The 21668-nt window shown below is 37.6% G+C and carries 19 protein-coding genes; 13 read left to right on the top strand and 6 right to left on the bottom strand.

The window, feature by feature from the left end; genetic code table 11:
• Positions 1-95: 95 nt before the first annotated feature.
• From QUE72_RS18805 to QUE72_RS18820, 4 genes are all read left to right on the top strand, one after another.
• Positions 96-716 carry a DUF502 domain-containing protein gene (locus QUE72_RS18805; protein ID WP_286270708.1) on the top strand — a complete coding sequence of 207 codons (621 nt, stop codon included), beginning with the start codon at positions 96-98 and terminating at the stop codon, positions 714-716.
• Positions 717-925: 209 nt separating this feature from the next.
• Positions 926-1468 (top strand): BON domain-containing protein, encoded by a 543-nt coding sequence (locus tag QUE72_RS18810; RefSeq protein WP_074499186.1) that lies wholly within the window; start codon positions 926-928, stop codon positions 1466-1468.
• 542 nt (positions 1469-2010) lie between these two features.
• Positions 2011-4722, top strand: coding sequence for an aconitate hydratase AcnA (gene acnA, locus QUE72_RS18815; protein ID WP_286270710.1), 2712 nt, complete (start codon positions 2011-2013; stop codon positions 4720-4722).
• A gap of 90 nt (positions 4723-4812) precedes the next feature.
• A complete protein-coding gene (locus tag QUE72_RS18820; RefSeq protein ID WP_074499184.1) occupies positions 4813-5205 on the top strand; it encodes a hypothetical protein in 393 nt (130 codons plus the stop codon).
• 74 nt (positions 5206-5279) lie between these two features.
• Here QUE72_RS18820 and QUE72_RS18825 read toward each other — a convergent pair whose 3' ends face one another.
• Positions 5280-5696 (bottom strand): MAPEG family protein, encoded by a 417-nt coding sequence (locus QUE72_RS18825; RefSeq protein WP_286270712.1) that lies wholly within the window; start codon positions 5694-5696, stop codon positions 5280-5282.
• Positions 5697-6138: 442 nt separating this feature from the next.
• Between QUE72_RS18825 and QUE72_RS18830 the strand changes: the two genes are divergently transcribed.
• From QUE72_RS18830 to QUE72_RS18860, 7 genes are all read left to right on the top strand, one after another.
• On the top strand, positions 6139-6741 hold the full coding sequence (locus QUE72_RS18830; protein ID WP_286270714.1) for an acyloxyacyl hydrolase: 603 nt from the start codon (positions 6139-6141) through the stop codon (positions 6739-6741).
• 260 nt (positions 6742-7001) lie between these two features.
• Positions 7002-8354 (top strand): sigma-54-dependent transcriptional regulator, encoded by a 1353-nt coding sequence (locus QUE72_RS18835; protein WP_074499181.1) that lies wholly within the window; start codon positions 7002-7004, stop codon positions 8352-8354.
• 36 nt (positions 8355-8390) lie between these two features.
• A complete protein-coding gene (locus tag QUE72_RS18840) occupies positions 8391-8621 on the top strand; it encodes a histidine kinase (RefSeq protein ID WP_074499180.1) in 231 nt (76 codons plus the stop codon).
• Positions 8622-8636: 15 nt separating this feature from the next.
• Positions 8637-10118 carry a sensor histidine kinase gene (locus tag QUE72_RS18845; RefSeq protein WP_286270715.1) on the top strand — a complete coding sequence of 494 codons (1482 nt, stop codon included), beginning with the start codon at positions 8637-8639 and terminating at the stop codon, positions 10116-10118.
• Between the two features lie 23 nt (positions 10119-10141).
• Positions 10142-10597: a response regulator gene (locus QUE72_RS18850; protein WP_286270716.1), complete on the top strand. Its 456-nt coding sequence runs from the start codon at positions 10142-10144 to the stop codon at positions 10595-10597.
• A 49-nt stretch (positions 10598-10646) separates the two neighbouring features.
• Entirely contained in the window at positions 10647-12626 is a 1980-nt protein-coding gene (locus QUE72_RS18855) for a response regulator (protein WP_286270717.1), read from the top strand.
• A gap of 198 nt (positions 12627-12824) precedes the next feature.
• On the top strand, positions 12825-13001 hold the full coding sequence (locus QUE72_RS18860) for a DUF1328 domain-containing protein (RefSeq protein ID WP_074499176.1): 177 nt from the start codon (positions 12825-12827) through the stop codon (positions 12999-13001).
• Between the two features lie 365 nt (positions 13002-13366).
• On the opposite strand, the gene glmS is transcribed toward QUE72_RS18860, so the two are convergent.
• Positions 13367-15199, bottom strand: a complete 1833-nt coding sequence (gene glmS, locus QUE72_RS18865; RefSeq protein ID WP_286270718.1) for a glutamine--fructose-6-phosphate transaminase (isomerizing) — start codon at positions 15197-15199, stop codon at positions 13367-13369.
• A gap of 18 nt (positions 15200-15217) precedes the next feature.
• The gene (locus QUE72_RS18870) at positions 15218-15976 is read right to left on the bottom strand and encodes a DeoR/GlpR family DNA-binding transcription regulator (protein WP_074496240.1); all 759 of its coding nucleotides are present in this window, start codon (positions 15974-15976) and stop codon (positions 15218-15220) included.
• Positions 15977-16138: 162 nt separating this feature from the next.
• Between QUE72_RS18870 and QUE72_RS18875 the strand changes: the two genes are divergently transcribed.
• A complete protein-coding gene (locus tag QUE72_RS18875; protein WP_286270719.1) occupies positions 16139-17752 on the top strand; it encodes a methyl-accepting chemotaxis protein in 1614 nt (537 codons plus the stop codon).
• A 141-nt stretch (positions 17753-17893) separates the two neighbouring features.
• Here the strand turns inward: QUE72_RS18875 and glmU are convergent, their stop codons facing one another.
• Entirely contained in the window at positions 17894-19252 is a 1359-nt protein-coding gene (gene glmU, locus QUE72_RS18880) for a bifunctional UDP-N-acetylglucosamine diphosphorylase/glucosamine-1-phosphate N-acetyltransferase GlmU (RefSeq protein WP_286273002.1), read from the bottom strand.
• 260 nt (positions 19253-19512) lie between these two features.
• Between glmU and QUE72_RS18885 the strand changes: the two genes are divergently transcribed.
• Positions 19513-19734: a DUF6289 family protein gene (locus QUE72_RS18885; RefSeq protein WP_286270721.1), complete on the top strand. Its 222-nt coding sequence runs from the start codon at positions 19513-19515 to the stop codon at positions 19732-19734.
• Between the two features lie 70 nt (positions 19735-19804).
• Here the strand turns inward: QUE72_RS18885 and QUE72_RS18890 are convergent, their stop codons facing one another.
• Entirely contained in the window at positions 19805-20224 is a 420-nt protein-coding gene (locus QUE72_RS18890) for a F0F1 ATP synthase subunit epsilon (protein ID WP_074496244.1), read from the bottom strand.
• A 47-nt stretch (positions 20225-20271) separates the two neighbouring features.
• The gene (gene atpD / locus QUE72_RS18895; RefSeq protein WP_286270723.1) at positions 20272-21657 is read right to left on the bottom strand and encodes a F0F1 ATP synthase subunit beta; all 1386 of its coding nucleotides are present in this window, start codon (positions 21655-21657) and stop codon (positions 20272-20274) included.
• Between the last annotated feature and the right edge of the window lie 11 nt (positions 21658-21668).

Consider the following 21668-nt stretch of genomic DNA (forward strand, 5'->3'; position numbering starts at 1 on the left):
GCTAACCGATTGCTGAATCAAGAAAATGTCAATTTATGCAAATGTTAAATCGCTAATAAACACATGAAAATCATATGCAGTAAATAAGGAAACTAATGTCTAAAAAAATTACCGTATTAATTATGCAGGGGCTTTTAGCGTTACTCCCTATATCGTTAACCTTTTACTTTCTCGTTTGGCTTGTGACGACTATTGAATCAAGTTTAACCCCCTTTATTCCAGAAGAATTTTATTATCCAGGTTTAGGGCTTTTCTTGGGATTGGTCATTCTGTTTTTCGTTGGCTTAGCCGTAAACGCTTATATTGTAAAATCATTAATTCGATTAGGCGGGGAGTTATTAGAAAAGATCCCCGTAGTAAAAACTATTTATGGTGCCATTCAAGATGCTGTGAATTTAATAAATATTAACAAACAACAAAAAATGCAAAGTGTGGTCTCAGTAAAAATTAATGACAGCATACATTTAATTGGCTTTGTTACTAGTCACGAAAGCGCGAAAGAACTATTTAACAACGATAATAAATTAGGTGTATATATCCCACTGAGTTATCAAATAGGAGGTTACACTTTATATATAGATAAAAGCCAATTAACGCCTCTGGATATAAGTGTTGAAACTGCCATGAGAATAGCGCTTACGGGTGGTAGCGTTTCAACAGCGCCTAAAAAAGACAGCCAACATTTAGAGCCTAACCAAAAAAATAATCATAAATAACCGCATCATTCTAATCGATCTATTCCTCGCTAACATGTTGTGGTGTGCAACGAAAAATTTCCACGTGTAACTATTACTGAACGATAAGTAATAGTTACTCATTATCCCTACTTTCATCCACAACAATAAATAAATAATATATTATTTTCAATAAGTTAGTTGTGGCATCAAAATCGCATCCTAAGTGTAGACTTAACAGGAGAAAAGTTATGAAAAAATCAACTATTTCAATTATTGTTGCAGCCGTTATTAGTACCACTTCTTTAAATGTGAGTGCAGAAAACACTTGGAAAGATGGCGCGAAAGACGCATGGATTGATGGCAAAGCCGAATCAACATTGCTTTTTAATGGGAATTTGAATTCTTTCGATATAAATACGGACGTAAAAAACGGAACTGTTATTTTAACGGGTAAGGTTAATAACTCTGTCGATAAAGCGTTAGCAGAAGAACTTGTGGCTTCGCTTGAAGGGGTTGAGAAAGTAGACAACAAATTAACCGTTATTGATAGTAAGTCAGATGAAGACACTGAAATGATGCAAAGTCTGAAAGACTCTAAAATAGAAACCGTGGTCAAAACCAGATTATTGTTTGAATCACAAGTAAGCGGATTAGATATTGAAGTAGAAGTTAAAAACGGAGAAGTAACACTTTCAGGAAAAATAGAGTCAGACTCAGAACGAGATCTTGCTGTTGCAATTGCTAAGAATACTGACGATGTAACAAATGTCGTTGATAAACTTAAATCTTAAGACTTAGTAGCCAGTAATTTATTACTTTTTACGTTCCTCCGCGCCAAATTAGGCGCGGTTTTTCTCAATTATTTAAGATAGGATCATAATCTACATGAAAGGTTTCAATTTTAAACTTTCAAGACTTTTACGCGCTAAAAGATTAGTCAATAAAAATAAACCTGTTGTTCGTCAATTTAACTGGTTTACTCGTAGTAACGAGCCTAACAATTTAAATGAAAATCAACGATAGTCTAACGTTAGACTTCACGAAAACGCTTACTTTCTTACAGGATGAGCATAAAAAGATGCGACACGCCTAAGGCTAAAAATAATGGACGCAACCAGTACAGTATGTAAAAGAGATAAATAAAACCCAAAATAAAGAGCATGATAAACATTATTAATATTCATGAAATAGTCTTCAAACTTGGCTAATAACACCGACTACAGCTAATATTATTTTATCTATTCTGTAGTAAAACAATAAAGGCTTAAACAGAAAAATATTGCAACGTAATTAATTCGCAAAATGCGCTGTTAACGACAAAAAGGAGAGGGAAATGACATCACCGAATCAACATTTATCGACATTGACAGTGCGAGGTAAAAATTATCATTACTTCGACTTAACTAAATTACAGTTTGATACTAAACGGTTGCCACTAACCGCCAAAATTTTATTAGAAAACTTGTTACGTCACAGCGATAAGCAATATGTTCAGCCAGAAGATATTCAAACCTTAGCCAAGTGGGATACAACAACATTTGCTGACACTGAAATAGCCTTTGTTCCCTCCAGAGTGCTATTACAAGATTTCACCGGCGTGCCTGCCGTCGTCGATTTAGCTGCTATGCGCGATGCAATGTTAGCTTTAGGCGGCGATCCTAATAAAATTAATCCCCTTAAACCAGTCGATTTAGTCATTGATCATTCAATAATGGTCGACGAATTCGGTAATGCAGATTCATTTGCTCGTAACACTGAGATTGAGGTTGCGCGAAATAAAGAACGCTATCAGTTTTTAAAATGGGGACAAAGCGCATTTAATAACTTCAAAGTAGTACCGCCAGGAAAAGGTATCGTTCACCAAATAAATTTGGAGTACTTAGCGAGCGTGACTTTTGTTGATGAGCAGCAAGATACGCCACTGCTATATCCTGACACCTTAGTGGGTACTGACTCACATACAACCATGATCAATGGTTTAGGTGTACTCGGTTGGGGCGTAGGTGGCATAGAAGCAGAAGCCGCCATGTTAGGTCAACCGGTTACTATGCTTATACCCGAAGTTGTGGGTGTCGAACTAACGGGTCAATTACCTCCTGGAACAACTGCCACCGATCTAGTATTAGCCTTAACACAGCAATTACGCGCCTTTGGTGTGGTGGGTAAATACGTTGAATTCTTTGGTGCTGGCGTACAACACCTTACTGTGGCGGATCGGGCAACACTTGCCAATATGTCACCTGAATATGGAGCGACGTGTGGTTTGTTTCCAGTTGATGAACAAACGACCAATTACCTTGCGTTAACAGGCCGTAAAGAGCAGCAAATAGACATTATTAAAGCTTATTCAAAAGCTCAAGGAATGTGGGGAAGTGAAGCACAAGAGCACGTTGAATATCACGCAACACTGAAGTTAGATTTAAATGCTATTGTTCCTGCTATAGCAGGACCAAAGCGCCCACAAGATAGAGTACATTTGAATCAAGCAGCGAATGCATTTAACGAATGGTTATCTGAGCAAAAAGAACTCGCTATCACCTCTGATGATAACCAAAAAGCACGTTTTGACAGTGAAGGCGGCGTAGAAAAAATAGGGGAGAAAACCTGCGTATCATACAGCCACAATGAACAAAACATTGATTTACATGAAGGTGCCATTGTCATCGCTGCGATTACGAGTTGTACAAATACCTCTAATCCTTCTGTATTAGTTGCAGCGGCACTCTTAGCACAAAAAGCCAATGCATTAGGGTTAACAGTAAAGCCTTGGGTTAAAACAAGTTTTGCGCCAGGCTCGCAGGTTGTCACCGAATATCTCAACAAAGCTGGATTAACTGACGCACTTGATAAATTAGGATTCAACCTAGTGGGCTACGGCTGTACAACGTGTATCGGTAATTCTGGCCCATTACCTAATGCCATTTCTGACGCTATCAAAAAAAGCGACTTAACCGTAGCATCTGTTTTATCAGGCAACCGCAATTTTGAAGGTAGAATACACCCTGATGTAAAAGCGAATTATTTGGCATCACCACCACTAGTAGTAGCGTATGCTTTAGCAGGTAATATGAAAATAGATATTACTAAAGAGCCACTTGGTACGAGTAACACTGGAAAACCAGTGTATTTGAAAGATTTATGGCCAAGTCAACAAGATATTCAAGATGTTGTTACCCGTGTCGTTAACAAGACAATGTTTTCAGAAAAGTATGGATCAGTTTATGACGGCGGAGATATTTGGAATAATTTAGAGACGGTTAACGCTGATATTTATAATTGGCCAGAAAGTACTTATGTAAAAAAACCAACATTCTTTGAAAATATGCCAATAAAACCAGAGCCAATTAACGCGATTAAAGATGCACGTTGTTTATTAAAGCTAGCAGACAGCGTCACTACTGATCATATCTCCCCAGCAGGCTCCATTGGCAACAATACTCCTGCTGCTGACTACTTACGTGACAATAACGTAAAGCAAGTAGACTTTAACTCTTATGGTTCTAGGCGTGGTAATCATGAAATTATGATGCGCGGTACTTTTGCTAACGTTCGGTTGAAAAATCAGCTTGCTCCAGGCACTGAAGGTGGTTTTACACGTAAGCAGCCTAACGGTGAATCAATGACAGTATTCGAGGCCGCACAACAATACATAGCTAACGATATACCAACCATAGTTATTGCTGGCAAAGAATATGGCACAGGCAGTTCACGTGACTGGGCTGCTAAAGGACCATTATTGTTAGGCGTTAAAGCGGTTATTGCTGAAACATATGAGCGGATTCATCGTTCTAATCTAATCGGAATGGGGATTTTACCTTTGCAATTCAAGCAAGAAGAAGGTGCACACACTTTTAATTTAGACGGTACAGAGCAGTTTTCAATTCAAGCGATTGAAGCAGGCCAAAAACAAGTGAAAGTGAACGTTTTAAGGCAAGATCAGGTTAGTTTAAGTTTTGAAGCTGATATTCGTATCGATACGCCCAATGAGTTTGAGTACTTTCGCCATGGCGGTATTCTTCAATATGTGATCAGAACCTTGCTTTAGATTCGATTTATACCAAGAAAGTTTGCTTGATCTTAACGTAAAGCATTGAAATAGAATCTTTATACAACTATTTAATACAAAGGAAGCACAATGTCTACTGATGATTTCCATATTTGCTCTACTTCCGATGTATTATTATTAACATTTGATGAAGACTGGGCACTTGACGGTTACAAAAATCGATTTGGCGAATCTTTACTTGAGCATGCAAAAGAATTTAACGATAAAAAATGGGCTGTAATCGATGATATAAGCAATTGGCCCATCAAAATTCCTGAAGAAATGGAAATGTGTAACGAGCTAGCCACTCGTTGTGTAGAGAAAGGGTTTCGCCATTGTGCTGTGTGTGGTCAAGAATATGCGATTTCAAAATGGATGATGAATAAAGTTATCCCAAATAAAGTTGAAATCGCTTATTTTGACAGTCTAAGTGAAGCTAAAAACTGGCTTAGCTCTCTTGGTTATAATACTAATTTTCAATAAATTCTTTATGTCTAGAAAGACGCATTACTTGTAAATTTTCTAAGCTAAACCAATGATGTTTTGCAATATACCCACTACATTAATCTTAGCCCTATCATGATTAACATAACAACATTAGCGGCTAAGCCAATTAAAAAAAAGTAACTACGCAAACTCGGATTTTTCTCAGTTGCAATACCATAATATAAAGCCATATACACAATGCGTGCAGCAAGATAAACCCACACACACATTGCAAAGATAGCGCTTTGATAGTTAAGCGAGAAGGCGAAGAGAACCGTAGCTATAAATAGGGCACTGTTTTCTAAGGTGTTATGAAATGTTCGATGCGCCCTAAACACGAAACTATGATGAGATAACTCACTGTTAATTTTTCCTGGAATGGCATTGGGTTGTTTGGCCTTAGTAAAAGTAGCTACCACCCATTGAATGAGTAGCATCACTAAATATAAATAAAATGCCATATAAGCAGAGTACGCAACTTCGTTCATGATCACTTCCTTTTTTATATTTTCTGAAAGCTTTATAACTTCAAAACAGCAATTACTATACCTAACGTAACATTTCGATATTTTATGCACCTAAGCTACATAGTTTATAGACGCTAATGCTGCATAATCATAGTAAATGGCTGAATTTTAGAATGTAAAAACTTCACAACCGCTGTAATCCGTTCATATTAATTAAACATTTCCATAAGATAGAAAAACAATTCACACAGGTAATCAAAGAAATAGATTAATTTGAAATCACTTAATTATCTCTACGTAGTCGTATTTTGTTGATGTTATGTTATTAATCTTTCTATTAAAACTAAAAACTTTGCGCTGGCTTATTATTTGCTAATCAATCTAAACACACGATTATTTAATCCAATTCGAGCGAATGCAAACTTGATAATGTCATCGCTCGTTAATTAACGGAACTCGCAAAATGACAAACTATAAACCTACGTTATATAATTCACTATCTCACACAAATGTTCTCTCAACGTTTTTACTGCTACTCACTATATTTACAGTGAGTACGAAAACGACAGCGGCTCAACTTCCTGATAGAAACAAACAAGCATTCAGTGTTGAATACATGACAGGCTCAAGTGATATGCATGGTATGCGTATAGCTTACAAGCCAGACTTTAACTATGATTTAAACCTTCCTTTAATTGGTAATACACGTTTGTCGTGGGAAACAAGCCTCAATCTATTTGATTTACATGGCAGCGCTAAAAATGAAGCAACATATGGCATTTCTCTCTCGCCTGTTTTTTCAAAAGCCTTACCTAACATCTCTAATGATTATCCACTTACGTTAGAGTTTGGTATTGGTGTAGCTTATGTACATAATGAAAAGTTTGGCGGTGTTGATATTGGAAGTTACTACCAGTTTGAAGATCGTTTAGGCTTGCTAATTGGTTTAGATAAAAACCAAAACTCTGAAATTGCCATTCGTTATATTCATTACTCAAATGGTGGATTCAATACTAAGAACCCAGGATTAGATTTCTTGAGTATAGCTTATATTTATCGCTTTTAAATTAGGGTCTGATGCTTAATGTGCATCGGGCTTTATACCACTTAACGGCAATATATTCACATTTAATATCAACAGCTTTATTTTTAGATAAAAAATGATTTTTACGCTAGTTAATTGTTTCGTAATAAGAATAAAGTTTGTCTTTAACGATGAAAACGCTTGAAATAATCACCAATCACCACACATATAAGGTACACTCGTAAAGACTCAATTGTTGCAGCCAAGTAACAAGATACATCTTAAGAACCTAAGGGATTAAAGTGTTAAACATATTATTAGTCGATGATGATGCCGAATTTACCGAAGTTGCTTGCCATATTATAGAATTTTTGGGTCATGATATTTGTACTGCTGGCTCTTTAAAAGAAGCTTATGAGTGGTTAGAAAATAATACCTTTGATCATATTTTTTTAGATTTTATGCTTCCAGACGGTAGTGGCTTACATTTAATAGATCATCTCAAAAATTCTCACCATGACCCTTACATCACCTTAATAACAGGCCACCCGTTAGTGAAAGGCTTACTCGCTGGTTTATGTGGCCCAAAAGTTAATTACATTGCCAAACCCTTGCAACGTGAAGATTTAGAGCAAGCATTAACACAAGAAAAACCAATTAAAGCCCCTCGTACAGATAAGGCAAACAGCGGGTTGCCTCAAAAACACTTTAACTGTCTGATTGGCGAGTCTGAAGCAATGCAAGAATTATATACCATGATATCTCGTATTGCGCTAACCAAAGCTAACGTTATGTTATTAGGTGAAAGTGGTGTTGGTAAAGAACTTGTCGCTCAAGCTATTCACAATGCAACGAGTAGCGAAATAAGCAACGAGACTGAAATGGTTGCAACAAACTGTGGCGCATTGGCTAAAGATTTAATTGCCAGCGAGCTTTTTGGCCATGAAAAAGGCGCGTTTACCGGTGCTATTGGTAAAAAAGATGGCGTATTTTTACGCGCAGGCAACGGCACATTGTTTCTAGATGAAATAACAGAAATGCCAATAGACATGCAACCCAACTTATTACGAGTGCTAGAAAGTAATAAAGTAACCCCACTTGGCGGCACGAAAGAAGTAGAAGTAAACTGCCGAGTAATCTCAGCGACTAACCGCTCAGTTGAAGAGATAGCTGAAAACAAAGTATTAAGAGAAGACATTTATTTTAGACTTGCTGTTTTCCCCGTTAGCATTCCACCATTAAGGAAACGAAAAGAAGACATTCCTTTACTTGCAGCAGCATTTCTTGATGAATTAAATAAAGAATATCAACGCGAGTATCAATGGAATGCTGAACAAATACAACGCCTCACCGATTACGACTGGCCAGGTAATATAAGAGAGTTACGTCATGCCATTCATCGAGCATTCATCATGTCTGATCCCGATGCAAAAAATGTCACATTGCCAAAAGACTTCCGCTCACCTTTCTCTTCTGTCTCAGAAAACCAACATAGCTTAAGTGCGGGTCGTACAATTGAAGATGTAGAGAAGGAATTAATTCGCGTGACACTTGAAGATGTAGAGGGAAATAAATCACTCGCCGCCAAAATGTTAGGTATTAGCACTAAAACGTTATATAACCGTTTACATTCCTACGGAGAATTAGAAGACTAACAACCATTAACTAAGCAATGCATGGAGAAACCCAAAATGAATGATCATCAAACTAATGAACAGTCAGAAGAACGTGACTTAAACCAATTAATTCATGATGCTCGTGGTCCACTCAATCGGATATCTATGCAGGCAGAACTTATTAAACTAGTACTCGAAAATGATATGCCCACAGATAAAGCACTTGACGCTGTAAACAAAATATTAGTTTCATGCCAAACATGTAGCCACACGCTTGAGCAATTATCAAAGTCGGCTAAAAGCTAAGGTAAGCAACTAATAATGTTATATATAAAAAGGTTATTAGATAATAAAAAAATATCATGGGCCATCATTTTTATCATCGTGATCAGTGTCATTTCCATTAATGTACTTTTAGCGATAAAAACCATTGATGACTTATCCGATGTGCAAAAAAAAATGACCAACACCGGCGAAATTATCCTTAATTTAGACGAACTGCACAATTTAGTTTTATCAGCAGAAACTGGTCAACGTGGTTATTTACTCACTGAAGAAGAAATATATTTAAGACCTTATAAAGAGGCCATAGCGCAAGTTTTTAAACAAATCGCGTTGGTACGACTGTTAGAATCTGACATCAAAAGTCAAACAAAGAAAATAGTTGAACTCTCTGACTTAGTTGAAATAAAAATGATAGAACTGAGCACAACAGTTGAGCTTGCATTGGATAACAAAGAAAAGCGCGCTATTGCGATGATATTGACAGGTCGAGGAAGAAATTTATACAAAGAAATGCAAGCTATCTTTAACGAAGTAAAAGATCGTGAAGTTGCTTACCGTAATAATTTGTATCAAAGACTGGCACTTAACAAAAGAGAAGCAAAATTCACCTTTAGTATTTCTGCGATCACCAGCTTATTACTGCTTGTTGGCCTTGGTGTACTTGTTCGACTTAATTATAGAAATGAATTACTCCACCGACAGTCTTTGGAAGATAAAAATAAAGAATTAATTGAAAAGGTAAACTTACGGACCAAAGAATTAACCATTTATTCTGAGGAGTTAACTAGAAGTAACCGTGAGTTAGAAGACTTCGCCTTTGTTGCTTCACATGACCTACAAGAACCTTTACGTAAAATTAGAGCCTTTGGCGACAGACTAGCAACAAATTATAGCGAAGTTATAGACGAACGTGGTTTAGATTTCATAAGCCGTATGAATAATGCCGCTTCGCGTATGTCTAATTTAATCAATGATCTATTAGAGTATTCACGAATTAATACCCGCGGAAAAGAGTTAGTAACCGTATCACTTGAACAAGTACTCACTGATGTGATTGACGATTTAGAAATAGCCATTCAAGAAAGTTCAGCAACGATAAAACATCAAGACTTACCTGAAATTAACGGGGATATAACGCAACTCAATCAGTTATTTTTAAACCTACTCAGTAATGCAATTAAGTTTAGACATAAAGATATTGCACCTCAAATTAATATTAGCCATCATCAAGAAACAGTCATCGACCCGATTTTACGCGCTGAAACTTTATGGCATATAATCACTGTAAGTGATAATGGCATTGGCTTTGAACAAGAATTTGAAGATAAAGTGTTTGTTCCTTTTCAACGTCTGCATGCTAGAACGGCTTATAAAGGAACGGGCATAGGTTTAGCCGTTTGTCGACGAATTATAGAGCGACATGGCGGTACAATTACCGTTAAAAGCCAAGTTAATAAAGGTAGCGAATTTACTATTCGAGTACCACATAACTATATAGCACCAACAACAGAAGCTTAAAATAACTAAAAGGAATCTGTTTCATGAGAAAAAGCACACCAATTGTAATTTTAATGGCTGATGACGACGAAGATGATCGTTTACTTGCTCAAGATGCATTAATTGAAAGCAAAGTATTAAACGAACTTCATTTTGTTGAAGACGGCGTTGAGCTCATCGAATATTTAACGCATCAAGGTAAATTTCAAGATCAGGCAAGCGCGCCTAGACCAGGCTTGATATTACTTGATTTGAATATGCCCCGTAAAGACGGACGTGAAGCCTTAAAAGAAATAAAAGCAAACCCGGCACTTAGAAGTATTCCTGTTGTGATTTTAACAACTTCAAAACAAGAAGAAGACATGGTTAAAGGTTATGATCTTGGTGCTGCATCGTATATCACTAAACCCGTAAATTTTGAAGGGTTAGTAGAATTAATGAAAACGTTAGGTAAATATTGGGTGGAATTTGTTGAACTTCCCCCATCCGATTACGCTTAACAAACAACGTCAACAATAGCCTAACAACGCATAAGTAAAAAATTAAACTATGTCTAAACAAGTTACACGCATACTATTGGTTGAAGACGATGAAGATGATTACATTCTCACGTGTGACTATCTTGAACAGATGCATAATCATCACTTCGACATTGACTGGGTTGATAACTCTAATGAAGCTTTAGCATTGTTAAAAAAAAATAATCACGATATTTGCTTATTAGATTATCAACTCGGTGGGCTAAATGGTTTATCTGTGCTTAAACAGTCCAACGAAGAAGGCTGCACAGTGCCAATTATTATGCTGACAGGGCAAGTAGATATTGAATTAGATAATAATGCATTAGATGCTGGCGCAGTTGACTACCTTGTAAAATCAGATCTCAACCGAGCAAGATTTAACCGTGCAATACGCTATGCTTTAGCTAGAAAAGATATTGAAAATGAACGTCTTGAGCGTATAAAAGCTGAAACGAAGAACCGCTCAAAAGATAGGTTCTTAGCGCATTTAAGCCATGAATTACGTACTCCACTGACCTCAATACTTGGTTATACTGAGTTACTGCTAAATGATGAAAGCAACAAAGGAATACAGCCAGAATTAGCCACCATACTAAACAATGGCAAACATTTGCTCGGGTTATTAAATAATGTGCTCGACCTTTCAAAAATTGCTGCGGGCAAGTTTGAATTAAACCGTTCACCTATTTCCTTTGATAGCTTTATCGCTGATGTATACACATTGATGTCAATGTCGGCAAAAGATAAAGGGATAAACTTAGAGATATCAACTAAGTCGATGTTACCTGTAGAAATTAATACAGATTCCCTCAGATTACGTCAGATATTGATCAATATTATTCATAACGCCATCAAATTTACTCAACAAGGTTCTGTAAAAATTGATATATGGCTTGAGGAAGCCCCCGAAAATACTCGTTTATATTTTTCAGTTACCGATACGGGTGTTGGCATTCCTGAAAATTTATTATCAACAATTTTTAAACCATTTGAACAAGTGCAAGATATCGTGTCACGCAACGAAGAGGGTACTGGGCTTGGTTTGTCTATTTGCAGTGAAATATTAAAGTACATGAGCGGAAGTATTTCAGTGGAATCAACATTAGCAGTTGGAAGCAAATTTACTTTTTTTATCGACCCTGGAATTATTACAACTACTGAACGAAAAAAATTATCTTTTAAACGTAGTGACTATCAATCAAATACTAAATCACTAAGCAAACTATCAGGCAATGTTTTGATTGTTGATGATATTAATGATGTTAGACGATTAATAGGCTATGCCTGCCAATCTTTTGATCTTAATGTGGATTATGCTAATAATGGCCAGCAAGCTATTACAAAAATAGTTTCAGCACAAGATTTGAAAAATCCCTATGATTTAGTTCTTATGGATATTCATATGCCGGTTTTAGACGGTAAGCGGGCGATAGCACAACTAAGAGAGATGGGTATAGAAACACCAATTGTTGCTATAACCGCAGCAACAATGAGAGGAGTACGAAAAGAACTCTACGACTTAGGGTTTAATGACGTCATTCCCAAACCAATAGATAAATACGAGTTACATCAAAAAATTAAGCAGCAGTTGAATCCGTTAAATCAAAAAGTAAAATCTAACCAAACAACAACACAAAACAAAATAGATCATCAAAATACGCATCAGCGAGTTTTGCTTATTGAAGATGATGCAGATTCCGCAGAAATTACAGCGTTATTATTAAGTAGAATGGGTAACCAGGTTCAAATTGCATACAACATTAAACAAGCGAACGAGATACTTGAAACAGATATTCATTGGCAATACATACTAATAGATATGAATTTACCCGACGGTAACGGTTTAAAATTAAGCTCAACATTAAAAGAACAAGTACCTAACGCCAAAATCACTATTGTCAGTGGAAACGATGTTACACAGCAAGAGCTCACTCAACACGGTGCAGATAAGGCACTACTTAAACCGGTTAACTTAGCTATGTTGCAACAACATTTTAATGAAAATTGATCACATTCGCGCTTAAAAACGCCTAACCTGTTAACCCTTTACTGTGCAAGTACTACACTCTTCCCCTGTAACTTTTACTTTTTATAGTCTGTTTTATTCATATAGTTTAAATAATTACTTAAATAACAGTAGCTTATTTTTGGCACAACTATCGCTTATCTACAGATACAGTAAACATTAAAATAAAGGAGAAAATTTATGTTAAATTGGGCACTAACATTTTTAGTCATTGCTATTATTGCTGCAATATTAGGTTTTGGTGGTATTGCGGGTACAGCTGCAGGTATTGCAAAAATAATCTTTTTTATCTTTGTAGCTTTATTAGTTATCTCATTAGTCGCTAATGCATTACGGGGTAAAGGCCCGAAAGTTTAGCGGTTTAAACTTACTTTAGCGATTTCGGACAATGATACAACACGGATGTGTTAGAGGATGGATGGCTCCTGAGCTGTATCAGTAAAAAAATACAGACAGTTGAGCCTAAATCCTTAAAGGTTATAGAATCACATAACATAATCAAAGCTCATAGGACAAATTCTCAGATTGTGCCTTAAATTTATATTTAGGACAGCCACAGACAGTGGCACTCTTAACTTCGATAGTTAAATGAATACTACGCACATACTTTTTATCTAGTTTTTAATCCGTGCTTATGGGGAAGTAAAAAAAACTCCCCCTTAAAAGCTGTAAGAGAGTACTTTATTACTCTCCCACAAAAGCACAGTTTCTTTAAAATACGCTTATTCCACCGTCACTGATTTTGCAAGGTTTCTTGGTTGATCAACATCGGTACCTTTAATGATAGCGACATAATATGAAAGCAACTGTAATGGAAGCGTATAAACAATAGGGGCAATAATATCATCGCAGTGTGGAACGTTAATCACCGTCATGGTGTCATCACTTTCAAACTTAGCATCAATGTCAGCAAAAACATACATTAAGCCTCCACGTGCTCTTACTTCTTCAACATTTGATTTAAGCTTTTCAATTAAATCATTTCGGGGTGCAACAACGATCACCGGCATTTCAGCGTCAATGAGTGCTAAAGGCCCATGTTTTAATTCGCCGGCAGCATAAGCTTCAGCGTGAATATATGAAATTTCTTTTAACTTAAGCGCACCTTCCATTGCTATCGGATATTGATCACCTCGACCTAAAAACAACGCATGGTTTTTGTCAGCAAAGTCTTCTGCCAAATCTTCTATCGAGTTTGCAAGTGCTAACACTTCATCGAGCTTATTGGGTAAACTCATCAATGATGTCGCTATTTCTGCTTGGGTTTGTTCAGGCATGCCATGATGTTGACCAATGGCAAGAGTCATCATTAAAAGGCCAACCAGCTGTGTGGTGAATGCTTTGGTAGAGGCAACACCTATTTCAGCACCTGCTTTGGTCATAAAGGCTAAGTCGGATTCACGTACTAGCGATGAACCAGGTACGTTACAAATCGTCATACTTGCACAATATCCTAGCTCTTTTGCTAAGCGTAGCGCAGCAAGTGTATCAGCTGTTTCACCGGATTGAGAAATCGTCACTAACAATGCATTTTTCGGTACATGTGATTTTCGGTAGCGAAATTCACTGGCAATTTCAACATTACATGAAACGCCCGCTAAACTTTCTAACCAATAACGCGCTACCATTGCAGAATGATAACTAGTACCACAGGCAATAATTTGTACATGTTCAATTTGTTTAAATATATCATCTGCACCTTCACCGAAGGCATTGATGTCGATAGCATTACCAATTAACCGACCTTCTAATGTATTGCGAATTGCTGTTGGTTGCTCATAGGTTTCTTTGAGCATGTAATGACGATATTCACCTTTGTCACCACTGTCTTGAGCAACTTCACGCTCTTTTGCTTCACGCTCAACCGCATGACCATCTACATCAAAAATATTAACGGAATGACGTGTTACTTCGGCGACATCACCTTCTTCTAAAAATGCGAATTTTCGTGTTACAGGTAATAGAGCTAGCATGTCAGAAGCGATAAAATTTTCGCCTAAACCATATCCAATAACAAGCGGACTACCTGAACGAGCCACAATAATGCGATCACTGTCTGTGTTGTCCATTACAACGGTACCGTAGGCACCATCGAGTTGCGCTGCTGTAATTTGCACCGCTTTTAATAACGTATCAGCAGTTTTTAATTCATGATGAACAAGGTGGGCTATCACTTCTGTATCTGTTTCTGAAGTAAAGGTGTAGCCTAGTGACTCAAGCTTTTCTCGTAGTTCTTTATGGTTTTCAATTATCCCATTATGTACTACGGCAATATTTTCACTTGAAATATGAGGGTGAGCATTAATTTCACTTGGTACGCCATGAGTGGCCCAACGCGTATGAGCAATACCAGTTCCACCAAATAACGGCTCTGATGATAACGCATCTGATAATTCTTGTACTTTCCCTAATCGACGTAAGCGGCGTAATTGCTTATCGTTATTGATAATAGCTACACCTGCTGAATCATAACCACGATATTCTAGTCGCTTTAAGCCTTCTACTAGAATGTCTGCAACATCACGTTGTGCCACAGCACCGACGATACCACACATAATATTATCCTTTTTATGTTAAGCGATAATGACATTAACGCCTTGTTCTATTAACTTTTTATTTAATTCCGCAGACAAATCTTCATCGGTCACCAAATACTGAATTTGATCCCATGGAATTTCTAAATTTGGAATTTTTCGATTAAATTTTTCTGATTCAACCATCACAATCACTTCTCGAGATACTTCGGCCATGACTTGGCTTAACCCCAAAAGTTCATTAAACGTTGTGGTACCACGGGTTATATCAATACCATCTGCACCAATGAATAACTGGTCGAAATCATAAGATCTTAAAACACTTTCAGCGACTTTTCCCTGAAATGACTCTGAATGAGGATCCCAAGTACCACCTGTCATGAGCATAGTCGGTTCATTTTCAAGCGCATGTATATCAGAAGCAATGGATAGGGAGTTAGTCATTACCACTAGGCCTTCTTTTTTACCTAGTGCTTTCACCAATGCTGATGTTGTACTACCGCTGTCTAGAATAATACGGTTATGATCTCTTATCAGTGTAGCTGCGCATTCGGCAATACTTTGTTTACGCTTTGAAACCTTTTCACTTTTAGGTTCAATCAATTCTGTAGGTAATGGTACCGCACCGCCATAACGACGTAACAATAAGCCACTGTTTTCTAAGGCGGCAAGATCTTTTCGAATAGTTACTTCTGACGTTTCAAATTTTTTCGCTAGTTGTTCAACGCTCACTTCACCATGTTCATTTAACTCGGTGATAATAATATGGCGACGTTGCTTAGTGTTTCGCTTTGTCATAGTTTCGATTGACAACCTTAAATTTCAAACCGAAAGTTATTATAGGAATTATCACGATTTATTCAAGACATTCTTCACGCAATAATTTAATTATTAGCTATATTTAAAGCATTCACTTTTCTTTACAAGAGAACAGCTTATATGAACTTCAATAGTATACGTGTGAAATACACTACAGTTTTTTGTTTTATAGCGCTTACTTTTGTAGTGCTCGTATTACTCAATGTCAACCTCGTCAATAAAACACTCAATGGCATGGAACTTTTCGGGCAAAAATTTAATCCTGCAATTTCTGCTGTGTTAAATGCTGATCGTGACTTATATCAAGCCAGGGTAGCTGAACTCCAAGCATTGTCTCATAGCAACAACAGTGAAAAGCTCACCGATGATCTTGCCAATTACAAAGAAAATGCAAAACAAGCATATGACAGAATGCAAGAGTTTATAAAACACTTAAGTTTATATCCTGATGTTGCCAATAAACTTAATGGTTTTACAACGGCTTATCAACAATGGAATAACACATCATTAAAAGTTTTCTCGCTTATTGAACAAAACCAAATATCACAAGCTATTGCCTTAAGTGAAGGACAGTCTTTAGTATTATTTGATCAATTACGTGATTTTTATAACATTGCTGGCGAAGTTGCAGACGAAAAAAGTGCTACCGTAAATGAAGAAACAATTGCTGCTGCTGAACAGGGACAAACAGTGTTAATTATTATTAGTGTAATTGTAGTGATTCTCACAGCTACGGTGGGCGTATTAGCACCGAAAGCGATGGCAGATGCCTTAGAAAGTTTGTCGATAAAATTAAAAGAATTAAATAGTGGTAATGGTGATTTAACCAAAAGGCTAAACAGCAATCGTAAAGATGAGATAGGAGAAGTTGCCAATGATATAGACGAGATGTTTAACAGCTTAACGACGTTAATAAAGTCTATTGTTGTGCAATCAAGTTCAGTGATCAATGGTGTGGAGCAACTTAACAACGGTGCCCACGAAATAGAAAACACCAGCCTTCAACAAACCGATGCCGTTGATGCTATCGCCACGGCAGTTAACGAAATGTCTTACGCTATCAAAGAGGTAGCAGAAAATGCACAAATGACAGCGCAAGAAGTGAATAAAGTAAACCAGTTAACCAATGAAGGAAGACAAATTACTACCGAAGCCGCCAATGAAATGCATACTTTGTCTACAACCGTAAGCCAAGCCACAGATGTTATTCGTAAACTTTCAGATAACTCTTCCAATATTGCGTCAGTGCTTGATGTGATCAGAGGTATTGCAGAGCAAACAAACTTATTAGCGTTAAATGCCGCAATAGAAGCAGCTAGGGCTGGTGAACAAGGTCGAGGTTTTGCTGTCGTAGCAGACGAAGTAAGAACGCTTGCTGCCCGTACACAACAATCTACAGAAGATATTCATGTGATGATAGAAACGCTCCAGCATGGTGTAGAAGAAGCAGTTACAGCCATCAACAAAGGAAATTCTGCCACACAAACGGGAGTAGCATTATCAGATAAAACATTAGAAGCATTTGAAAAAATATCGATTGCATCAAATCATGTAATAGATGCATCATCACAAACTGCAACGGCAACAGAAGAGCAAAGCCAAGTTGCGGAAGATGTCAGTAAGAATATAACCCTATTAGCAGATCAAACCACTGCTAATCACCAGATGGCTAGAAATAATGGGAATGACGCAATGAATATTCTTAGTTTAGCTCACGAACTTAATGGTTCTGTTTCTAGTTTCAAGCTTGATTAGGGGCAGTTTAACTAACTACGTGAGTAAGGTTAGCGATCAGCTCTCCTTACTCACTTTTCATTAGAAATGAACTTTGAATACGAATTAAACCTATTCGACAGCAAAGCTGAACACGCTCTACTATTACAGAAAGTTAATCGTTTATTTTTTCAATGGACGCTGCCAACCATCAATATTTCGTTGTTTACCACGGGCAACAGCTAACTGATCTTTTTCAACATCTTTAGCGACCACAGATCCTGCGCCTACAGTCGCTTTTGCACCAACAAACACAGGAGCAACTAAAGACGTGTTTGAACCAATAAAGGCATTATCATCAATAATGGTTTGTGATTTATTAACACCATCATAGTTACAAGTAATTGTACCTGCACCAATATTCACATTTTTACCGATATTCGCATCACCCAAATAGGTTAAATGACCAGATTTACTGCCTTCCCCTAAAATAGATTTTTTCATTTCAACAAAATTGCCGACGTGAGAATCTCTATTCATCACAGAGCCAGGTCGTATACGTGCAAAAGGGCCTACAGAGCACTGGTCACCAATAACCGCACCTTCAATAATTGTATTTGGTTTAACTTCAGTAAATTCACCAATGGTACAGTCTTTCAAAATACAGTTCGCACCAATTTTTACGCCATTCGCTAAAACCACTTCACCTTCAAACACACAGTTAACATCAATGTTAACTTCCTGACCAATAAGTAGCTTTCCTCGAATGTCGATACGATTAGGATCTCGTAAACTCGCGCCATTTAACATTAATGTTTCAGCTTCTCTTAGCTGAAATGCACGCTCTAACGCTGCTAATTGAACTCTGTTGTTAGCCCCTTCTACTTCAATTTCAGTTTCAGGGTGGGCAGTAGCAATTGATTTACCTTCACCATGACATGCCGCAATAATATCGGTTAAGTAATACTCGCCTTGCGCATTGTCGTTTGACAAATTTGCTAGCCATCGTTTTAGATCACCGCCATTTGCTAATAAGATACCAGTGTTACATTCATTAATAGTAAGTTGGTCGGATGTCGCATCTTTCTGCTCTACAATTCCAACAACATCACCAGATGATCTTACAATACGACCATAGCCGGTTGGATCTTTAAGGTTTACCGTTAATAACGACATACCGTTTTCAGGCTTTACTGCTATTAATTTTTCTAGTGTTGATACTTTTGTTAATGGCACATCTCCATAAAGTACAAGAACATCCTCATCATCTTTTAAAAAAGGTGAAGCCATATTTACCGCATGACCAGTACCTAATTGTTCAGCTTGTTCTACAAACGTTAAATCTTCACCGGTAATACGGGCTTTTAATACTTCACCGCCAAAACCATAAACCATGTAGATATTATCTGCATTAACACAACGTGCAGCATCAATGACATGTTCAACCATGGGTTTATCTGCAATAGCATGAAGAACCTTAGGTAATGATGATTTCATACGAGTACCTTTACCCGCAGCTAAAATGACAACAGAGAGTGACATAGTTAATCCATTAGTTGTTATTTGTTGTTGATACCTGCTTGCTTCTAGCGTAAGAAAACAGGACTGTGATTCTTTCATAGTGCGATATTATCGAAAGATTGTGAAGTAAAAGTACCAAGTTTATCTTTTTAACTTTCATTTTCCAGACGTTGACAAATAAACGTTTAATTTATAACCTAAATGAGTGGAGGGAGTCACTAACGTTGTTTTAATTAATTGGTATCTCACCTTGCTAAAACACTATACTTAAAGGAATAAAGATGAATATATTTAAAAATATTGCGCTAGTCGTAACAACTTGTACATTAACCTTATCAACGTCGGCAATAGGAAATGGTAGCGAAATTGAAACGACATTTTATCAAACCGCTGCAAAACAGAATGCTGTAGGCGGCCTTTTAACAGGTTGCGGAGAGCGCCCAAGAGGTTGGGGCACACGTACAGAACATTATACCGTTGAAATTTCACCGTGTTGGTATTAATACAACATAAAAAAAGCGACCAAATGGTCGCTTTTTAATTCACTAAAACATAGTAAAATATAACCGTAATTTACTTTTTCTTAGACGCTTGAATGACGCGTAATTGAGCAACGGCACGTGCTAATTCACAAGCAACTTCGGCATAATCAACATCATCACTTTGCGCATTCATGTGCGCTTCAGCACGCTGTTTTGCTTCTAACGCTGCTTGTTCATCTAGGTCATCTACACGTGCAGCAACATCAGCAAGCACAGTAACATTGTTCGGCTGAACTTCAAGCATACCACCTGAAAGGTAAAGTACTTCTTCTTCTCCACCGTATTTAACGATTCGAGCCATACCAGGTTTTAGTGAGGTCAGCAAAGGTGCATGACCAGGCATAATACCTAACTCACCTTCACTACCTGTGATCTGTAATGATTCAATGCGACCAGAAAACAATTTTTCTTCAGCACTTACTACATTCAGATTAACAGTTGTTAAAGACATTTTGACCTCCTAAAAGGTGACTACGTAATCATAGTCACCAGCTTTCATTACATGCTTTTAGCTTTTTCAGCTGCTTCTTCAATAGAACCAACCATGTAGAAAGCTTGCTCAGGCAATGCATCATATTCACCAGCAAGAATACCTTTAAAGCCAGCAATAGTGTCTTTAAGTGATACATACTTACCAGGAGAACCTGTAAATACCTCTGCAACGAAGAACGGCTGAGATAAGAAACGTTGAATCTTACGTGCACGATCAACCGTTTGTTTATCTTCTTCAGATAGTTCGTCCATACCTAAGATGGCAATAATATCTTTAAGTTCTTTGTAACGTTGAAGTACTGATTGAACGCCACGAGCAACCTCATAATGCTCAGCACCAACCACTAATGGGTCAAGCTGGCGAGAAGTTGAATCTAGAGGATCAATCGCAGGGTAAATACCTAATTCAGCAATAGAACGTGAAAGTACAACTGTTGCATCTAAGTGAGCAAAGGTTGTTGCTGGAGAAGGGTCTGTCAAGTCATCCGCAGGTACATATACCGCTTGGATGGAAGTGATTGAACCTTTATTCGTTGACGTAATACGCTCTTGAAGGATACCCATTTCTTCAGCTAATGTAGGTTGATAACCTACCGCTGATGGCATACGACCTAGAAGTGCAGATACCTCAGTACCAGCTAGTGTATAACGGTAGATGTTATCAACGAAGAACAGTACATCACGACCTTCGTCACGGAATTTCTCTGCCATCGTCAAACCAGTCATCGCAACACGTAAACGGTTACCCGGTGGCTCGTTCATCTGACCATAAACTAATGATACTTTATCAAGTACATTAGAGTCGTTCATTTCATGATAGAAATCGTTACCTTCACGCGTACGCTCACCAACACCAGCGAATACTGAATACCCACTGTGCTCGATAGCGATGTTACGGATAAGCTCCATCATGTTAACGGTTTTACCAACACCAGCACCACCGAATAAACCAACTTTACCACCTTTAGCAAATGGACATACTAAGTCGATTACTTTGATGCCTGTTTCTAACAATTCGTTAGACATGGCTTGTTCTGCGTAAGCTGGTGCTTCACGGTGAATAGACCAACGATCTTTTTCACCAATAGGACCTGCTTCATCAATCGGCTCACCTAAAACGTTCATGATGCGACCTAACGTCTCAACACCAACTGGAACCTGGATTGCATTACCTGTATTTACTACATTCAGACCACGACGCAAACCGTCTGAGGTACCCATTGCGATAGTACGTACAACACCGCCACCAAGCTGCTGTTGCACTTCAAGTACTAATCCGTCAAGGTCACCTTCGGTTATGTTTAATGCGTCATATACCTGAGGTACAGCATCTTGTGGAAATTCAACATCCACAACTGCGCCAATGATTTGGACGACTTTACCTGTACTCATGTTTATTCCTC

It is taken from the genome of Thalassotalea hakodatensis, assembly GCF_030295995.1.
In the GTDB taxonomy this organism is placed as follows: Bacteria; Pseudomonadota; Gammaproteobacteria; order Enterobacterales; family Alteromonadaceae; genus Thalassotalea_C; species Thalassotalea_C hakodatensis.

Coding starts and splice junctions, on each gene's coding strand:
- QUE72_RS18830 (WP_286270714.1), top strand. CDS start 6,139: ATGACAAACTATAAACCTACGTTATATAATTCACTATCTCACACAAAT.
- QUE72_RS18810 (WP_074499186.1), top strand. CDS start 926: ATGAAAAAATCAACTATTTCAATTATTGTTGCAGCCGTTATTAGTACC.
- QUE72_RS18805 (WP_286270708.1), top strand. CDS start 96: ATGTCTAAAAAAATTACCGTATTAATTATGCAGGGGCTTTTAGCGTTA.
- QUE72_RS18885 (WP_286270721.1), top strand. CDS start 19,513: ATGAATATATTTAAAAATATTGCGCTAGTCGTAACAACTTGTACATTA.
- QUE72_RS18855 (WP_286270717.1), top strand. CDS start 10,647: ATGTCTAAACAAGTTACACGCATACTATTGGTTGAAGACGATGAAGAT.
- QUE72_RS18850 (WP_286270716.1), top strand. CDS start 10,142: ATGAGAAAAAGCACACCAATTGTAATTTTAATGGCTGATGACGACGAA.
- QUE72_RS18845 (WP_286270715.1), top strand. CDS start 8,637: ATGTTATATATAAAAAGGTTATTAGATAATAAAAAAATATCATGGGCC.
- QUE72_RS18820 (WP_074499184.1), top strand. CDS start 4,813: ATGTCTACTGATGATTTCCATATTTGCTCTACTTCCGATGTATTATTA.
- QUE72_RS18840 (WP_074499180.1), top strand. CDS start 8,391: ATGAATGATCATCAAACTAATGAACAGTCAGAAGAACGTGACTTAAAC.
- glmS (WP_286270718.1), bottom strand. CDS start 15,199: ATGTGTGGTATCGTCGGTGCTGTGGCACAACGTGATGTTGCAGACATT.
- QUE72_RS18870 (WP_074496240.1), bottom strand. CDS start 15,976: ATGACAAAGCGAAACACTAAGCAACGTCGCCATATTATTATCACCGAG.
- atpD (WP_286270723.1), bottom strand. CDS start 21,657: ATGAGTACAGGTAAAGTCGTCCAAATCATTGGCGCAGTTGTGGATGTT.
- QUE72_RS18825 (WP_286270712.1), bottom strand. CDS start 5,696: ATGAACGAAGTTGCGTACTCTGCTTATATGGCATTTTATTTATATTTA.
- QUE72_RS18890 (WP_074496244.1), bottom strand. CDS start 20,224: ATGTCTTTAACAACTGTTAATCTGAATGTAGTAAGTGCTGAAGAAAAA.
- glmU (WP_286273002.1), bottom strand. CDS start 19,252: ATGTCACTCTCTGTTGTCATTTTAGCTGCGGGTAAAGGTACTCGTATG.
- acnA (WP_286270710.1), top strand. CDS start 2,011: ATGACATCACCGAATCAACATTTATCGACATTGACAGTGCGAGGTAAA.
- QUE72_RS18860 (WP_074499176.1), top strand. CDS start 12,825: ATGTTAAATTGGGCACTAACATTTTTAGTCATTGCTATTATTGCTGCA.